Source organism: Limimaricola litoreus, assembly GCF_024159025.1.
Classification (GTDB): Bacteria; Pseudomonadota; Alphaproteobacteria; order Rhodobacterales; family Rhodobacteraceae; genus Limimaricola; species Limimaricola litoreus.
This window is the reverse complement of record NZ_JAMYXC010000203.1, coordinates 1-5,387: the sequence shown is the minus strand read 5'-3', so window position 1 is coordinate 5,387 and position 5,387 is coordinate 1. Positions and strand designations below refer to the sequence as shown.

Below are 5,387 nucleotides of genomic sequence, written 5' to 3'. Positions count from 1 at the left end.
CGGCACCGCCGATGCGGCGCGCGCGCTGGTCTCCCCGGCGCTGGCGGGCGGCACGGCGGTGCAGACCCGCACCGATGCGCAGGGCCGCACGATCTTTGCCGTGGCCACGCCGATCCAGCAGGGCCGCCGCGCCGTGGGCGTGGTGGCGATCACCTCGGCTGCGGGTGAGATCGACGCGCTGGTGCGGCGCGAGCGCGAGCAGGTGCTGCAGATGTTCGTCGTCGGCGTCCTCGTGTCGATCGGCCTGAGCCTCGTGCTCGCCTCGACCATCGCCAACCCGCTCTCCGAGCTGGCCGCCGCCGCCGAAACCGGGCGCGACCGCAATGCCCGCAAGTTCGCCCCCACCCGCGTACGCATCCCCGATCTCACCGCTCGGCCCGACGAGATCGGCCGGCTTTCGGCGGCGCTGCGCGGCATGGTGGCGGCGCTCTACGACCGGATCGAGGGCAACGAGCAGTTCGCCGCCGACGTGGCGCACGAGATCAAGAACCCGCTCGCCAGCCTGCGCTCGGCGGTGGGCAGCCTGCGGGTCGTCAAGCGCGAGGATCACCGCGCAAAGCTGCTCGACGTGATCGAGCATGACGTGCGCCGCCTCGACCGGCTGGTCTCGGACATCTCCAACGCCTCGCGGCTCGACGCCGAGCTGGTCAAGGAAGAGGAGGAGAGCTTCGACCTTCTCAAGATGCTGTCGAACCTCAACGATTTCCTCGGCCGCGAGGCCGCGCTCAAGGGGATCGATTTCATCACCGACCTGCCCTCGCGCCCGATTCACATCCAGGGTCTCGAAGGGCGGCTGGCGCAGGTCTTCGTCAACCTGATCACCAACGCGACCTCGTTTTGCGAGGATGGCGACGCGATCCGGATCTGGGCGCGGCAGCGCGAGAACCGGGTGCTCGTCGTGGTCGAGGACACCGGGCCGGGCATCCCCGAGGAGGCGCTGACCAAGATCTTCCAGCGCTTCTACTCCGAGCGGCCCGAGCAGCAGTTCGGCAACAACTCCGGCCTCGGCCTCGCCATTTCCAAGCAGATCGTCGAGGCGCATGGCGGCGTCATCTGGGCCGAGAATATCCGCCCCACCGAGGCCGACCCCACCTCCGAGCCGCTCGGTGCGCGCTTCGTGGTGGGCCTGCCGGTCTGACGGCAGATGGCGACGGGTGGCCTTCACGCCAGCTGCGTCGCATGGCGCGGGTGCGGCGTCCTGATCACCGGACGCTCGGGCAGCGGCAAATCGGCGCTGGCGCTGTCGCTGATGGCGCTGGGCTGCGATCTGGTGGCCGATGATCGCACCGAGCTGAGCCTCCTGCCGGATGGCGGCCTGCGCGCGCGGTGCCCCGCCGCGATTGCGGGCATGATCGAGGCGCGCGGCGTCGGGCTGCTCTCGGCGGTGCCGGCGGGGCCGGTGCGGCTGCGCCTCGCGGTGACGCTCGACGTTGCGGAAACCGAGCGCTTTCCGCCGAAACGCAGCGTCGCCTATCTGGGCTGTTCCCTCCCCTTGCTTCACGATGTCGGGACGGGCCATTTCGCGCCCGCGATCCTGCAGTATCTGAAGGCAGGACGGAGAGAGCCATGATACCCGACCCTGCCCTTGCCACAGCCCCCGACGCCGTCCTCGACGGCGACCAGAGCCTCGTGCTCGTCACCGGCCCCTCGGGCGCCGGGCGCACCACCGCCATCAACGTGCTCGAGGATCTCGGCCACGAGGTGATCGACAACCTGCCGCTGTCGCTGCTGGAGCGGCTGCTCGAGGGGCCGCCGCTGACGCGCCCGCTGGCGCTGGGGCTCGACGTGCGCAACCGCGACTTCAGCACCGATGCGCTGATCGACGCGATCGACCGGCTGGCCCGGCGGCCCGAACTGCGGCTGCAGGTGCTCTATCTCGACTGCAACGAGGACGAGCTGGTCCGGCGCTACTCCGAGACGCGCCGCCGTCACCCGCTCGCCCCTGACGAGAGCCCCGCGGCGGGCATCGCGCGCGAGCGCGATCTCCTGGGGCCGGTGCGCGCGCGCGCCGACGTGCTGATCGACACCACCGGCCTGTCGCCGCATGAGGGCCGCGCCGAGATCGAGCGCTGGTTCGCCCCGCCCGAGGGGCGCAAGCTGGCGGTGACGCTGCAGAGCTTTTCCTACAAGCGGGGCCTGCCGCGCGGGCTCGATCTCGTCATCGACTGCCGCTTTCTGCGCAATCCGCATTGGCAGCCCGAGCTGCGCCCGCTCGACGGGCGTGACGAGGCGGTCGATGCACATGTCGCCGCCGATCCCCGCTTTGACGGCTTCTTCACCTCGATGTGCGACTTTCTCCTGCCGCTGCTTCCCGCCTACCATGCCGAGGGCAAGACGCATCTCGCCGTGGGATTCGGCTGCACCGGCGGGCAACACCGTTCGGTCGCCGTGACCGAACGTCTGGCCGATGCTCTTGCACAGGAAGGGTGGCAGGTGTCTAAACGTCACAGGGAGCTGGAACGCCGGGCCGGGACGGGGCGCCCGACAGCCGCACGGGGACAAGTCGCGTGATTGGAATCGTCATCGTGGCCCATGGAGGCCTCGCACGCGAATATCTCTCGGCCGTTGAGCATGTGGTCGGCCACCAGCCGGGCGTCATGGCGATCACCATCCTGCCCGACGACGACCGCGCCGCCAAGCAGGACGAGATCTGCGTCGCCGCCGACAGCGTCGACGCCGGCGACGGCGTGGTCATCGTCACCGACATGTTCGGCGGCTCGCCCTCGAACCTGTCGCTCAGGGCCTGCTCCTTCGCCGATCGGCGCATCCTTTATGGCGCCAACCTGCCCATGCTCATCAAGCTTGCCAAATCCCGCGGCAAGAGCGTGCCCGACGCGGTGCGCGCGGCCCTCACCGCGGGACGCAAATACATCGACAGCCTGATCGTCGATGCGGACCTGCAGACGGAGACACGAACCGGAACATGACGACTTCAAGACGCCTGCAGATCATCAACGTGAAGGGGCTTCACGCCCGCGCCTCCGCCAAGCTGGCCGAGACGGTGGAATCCTTCGACGCCGAGGCGACCGTGAGCCGCGACGGCCTTTCGACCACCGGCGACAGCATCATGGGGCTCTTGATGCTCGCCGCCTCGCGCGGGACGTGGATCGAGGTCGAGACATCGGGCGCCGAGGCCGAGCGCCTCGCCGACGCGATCGAGGCGCTGGTCGGCGACTGTTTCGGCGAGGGGGGCTGAGCCCCCTCGCCGCCCGGCTCAGCGCGTCGGCACCGGCGTCTCGCCGCGGTAGTCGTAAAATCCGCGGCCGGTCTTGCGCCCCAGCCAACCCGCCTCGACATATTTGGTCAGCAGCGGACAGGGCCGGTACTTGGTGTCCGCCAGCCCGTCATGCAGCACGTTCATGATGGCAAGGCAGGTGTCGAGCCCGATGAAATCTGCAAGCTCAAGCGGCCCCATCGGATGATTCGCCCCGAGCTTGAGCGAGGTGTCGATCGAAGAGACCGAGCCCACGCCCTCATAGAGCGTGTAGACCGCCTCGTTAATCATCGGCATCAGGATGCGGTTGACGATGAAGGCCGGGAAATCCTCGGAGGTCGCCGCCGTCTTGCCCAGCCGCTCGACCACCCCGAGGCAGGCGCGGAAGGTCTCCTCGTCGGTGGCGATGCCGCGGATCAGCTCCACCAGGCTCATCACCGGCACGGGGTTCATGAAGTGGAACCCCATGAACTTCTCGGGCCGGTCGGTGCGGCTGGCCAAACGGGTGATCGAGATCGAGGAGGTGTTCGAGGTCAGGATCGTGTGCTCCGCCAGATGGGGCACCAGCTCCTCGAAGATCGCGGTCTTGACCGCCTCGCGCTCGGTCGCGGCCTCGATGATCAGGTCGCAGGGGCCCAGGTCGGTCAGGGTCTGCGTGGTCGAGATCCGGCCCAGCGCCTCGGTCTTCTGCGCCTCCTCCAGCGCCCCCTTGGCGACCTGCCGGTCGAGGTTGCGCTCGATCGTCCTGATCGCCTTGTCCAGCGCCTCGGCTTGCACATCGGTGATCAGCACCTCGTAGCCTGCCCGGGCAAAGACATGCGCGATGCCGTTGCCCATCTGCCCGGCGCCGACCACGCCCACCCGTTCGATCGTCATTGTCCAGCCTTCCTCTCCTGTTTGCGCGCAACATAGGTCCGCCCTCGCCCCCCTCACAAGGGGAGCCGCGCGGCTTAGCGGTATCGCAAGGCTTCCGTGGTCTCTTGGCAGGCGGGAAACTGGGTGAGGGTGTGCCATGGGGCATGACGGAAACGGCCAATTGGCCGGTGCGATCGCGCGCGTGCGCTACGAAGGATCACGGCTCGACGTGCGGGGGCCGCGGCGGCGTCTGACGGGGCGCTACATCGCCTGCCCCGGCGGGACGGAGACCTTCGGGCCGGGGCTGGAGGCCCCCTTCGCGGCGCTGCTGGAGCGGCGCATTGGCCAGAGCTGCGTCAATCTCGGCGCGCTCAACGCCGGGGCGGGGGCGCATCTGGGCGAGGCGGCGCTGCTCGACATCTGCGGGCGGGCCGAGCGGGTGGTGCTGCAGGTGACGGGGGCGCATGGGGTGTCGAACCGACTTTTCACCGTGCATCCGCGCCGCAACGACCGGTTTCTCAAGGCCTCTCCGGCGCTGAGAGCGCTCTATCCGGATATCGACTTCACCGAATTCTGCTTTACGCGCCACATGCTGCTGGCGCTCAAGAGCCACGACGCCGAACGCTTCGAGACGCTGCGAGAAGAGATGTGCACCGCCTGGACCATGCGAATGCGCAAGCTGATCAGCTGCCTCGCGCCGCCGGTGACGCTGGTCGTCCTGCCCGAGCGGCGCGGAGATGGCGGGCTGGGAGAGGATCCGCTGTTCGTGACCCATGCCATGGTCGAGGCCTTGCGCCCGATCGTCGATGGCATCGTCACCGCGCCGCGACCCCACTTGCCCGAGGCCGCGCGGCACCGCGCCGTGGCACGGGCGCTCGGCGAGGTCTTCGCGCGGCAGGCGGCCTGAGACATGGGGCGACCTCGCGCCGCCCCATGTATGTGGCTCAGAGCTTTTCGGTCAGCTCCGGCAGGGCTGTGAACAGATCGGCGACGAGGCCGTAGTCGGCGACCTGAAAGATCGGCGCTTCCTCGTCCTTGTTGATCGCCACGATGACCTTCGAGTCCTTCATCCCGGCGAGGTGCTGGATCGCGCCCGAGATGCCGACCGCGACGTAGAGCGCGGGAGCCACGACCTTGCCGGTCTGGCCGACCTGCCAGTCGTTCGGCGCGAAGCCCGAGTCGACCGCGGCGCGCGAGGCACCCACCGCCGCGCCGAGCTTGTCGGCGAGCTTTTCGATCAGCGCGAAGTTCTCCTCCGAGCCGACGCCGCGCCCGCCCGAGACGACGATGCCCGCGCTTGTCAGCTCAGGCCGGTCGC

The 5,387-nt window shown here is 69.1% G+C and carries 8 protein-coding genes; 6 read left to right on the top strand and 2 right to left on the bottom strand.

Annotated features, from left to right (window positions below):
* The 5 genes from NHG85_RS13110 to NHG85_RS13090 all read left to right on the top strand — a co-directional run.
* A partial coding sequence (locus NHG85_RS13110) for a sensor histidine kinase (RefSeq protein WP_253333064.1) occupies positions 1–1,138 on the top strand: 1,138 nt, incomplete at its 5' end.
* A gap of 6 nt (positions 1,139–1,144) precedes the next feature.
* Positions 1,145–1,570: an HPr kinase/phosphorylase gene (locus NHG85_RS13105; protein WP_253333062.1), complete on the top strand. Its 426-nt coding sequence runs from the start codon at positions 1,145–1,147 to the stop codon at positions 1,568–1,570.
* The gene (gene rapZ / locus NHG85_RS13100) at positions 1,567–2,511 is read left to right on the top strand and encodes an RNase adapter RapZ (RefSeq protein ID WP_253333061.1); all 945 of its coding nucleotides are present in this window, start codon (positions 1,567–1,569) and stop codon (positions 2,509–2,511) included. The genes NHG85_RS13105 and rapZ overlap by 4 nt, the downstream gene beginning before the upstream one ends.
* Positions 2,508–2,927, top strand: a complete 420-nt coding sequence (locus NHG85_RS13095; RefSeq protein WP_253333059.1) for a PTS sugar transporter subunit IIA — start codon at positions 2,508–2,510, stop codon at positions 2,925–2,927. Before rapZ ends, NHG85_RS13095 begins: the two co-directional genes overlap by 4 nt.
* Positions 2,924–3,196, top strand: a complete 273-nt coding sequence (locus tag NHG85_RS13090; RefSeq protein ID WP_253333057.1) for an HPr family phosphocarrier protein — start codon at positions 2,924–2,926, stop codon at positions 3,194–3,196. The genes NHG85_RS13095 and NHG85_RS13090 overlap by 4 nt, the downstream gene beginning before the upstream one ends.
* Before the next feature lie 18 nt (positions 3,197–3,214).
* Here the strand turns inward: NHG85_RS13090 and NHG85_RS13085 are convergent, their stop codons facing one another.
* On the bottom strand, positions 3,215–4,090 hold the full coding sequence (locus tag NHG85_RS13085) for a 3-hydroxybutyryl-CoA dehydrogenase (RefSeq protein WP_253333055.1): 876 nt from the start codon (positions 4,088–4,090) through the stop codon (positions 3,215–3,217).
* 136 nt (positions 4,091–4,226) lie between these two features.
* Here NHG85_RS13085 and NHG85_RS13080 point away from each other — a divergent pair, with 136 nt between their 5' ends.
* Positions 4,227–4,976 carry a DUF6473 family protein gene (locus tag NHG85_RS13080; protein ID WP_253333052.1) on the top strand — a complete coding sequence of 250 codons (750 nt, stop codon included), beginning with the start codon at positions 4,227–4,229 and terminating at the stop codon, positions 4,974–4,976.
* Between the two features lie 37 nt (positions 4,977–5,013).
* Here the strand turns inward: NHG85_RS13080 and NHG85_RS13075 are convergent.
* Positions 5,014–5,387 (bottom strand): electron transfer flavoprotein subunit alpha/FixB family protein (locus tag NHG85_RS13075; protein ID WP_253333050.1); only part of this gene is annotated, 374 nt, incomplete at its 5' end.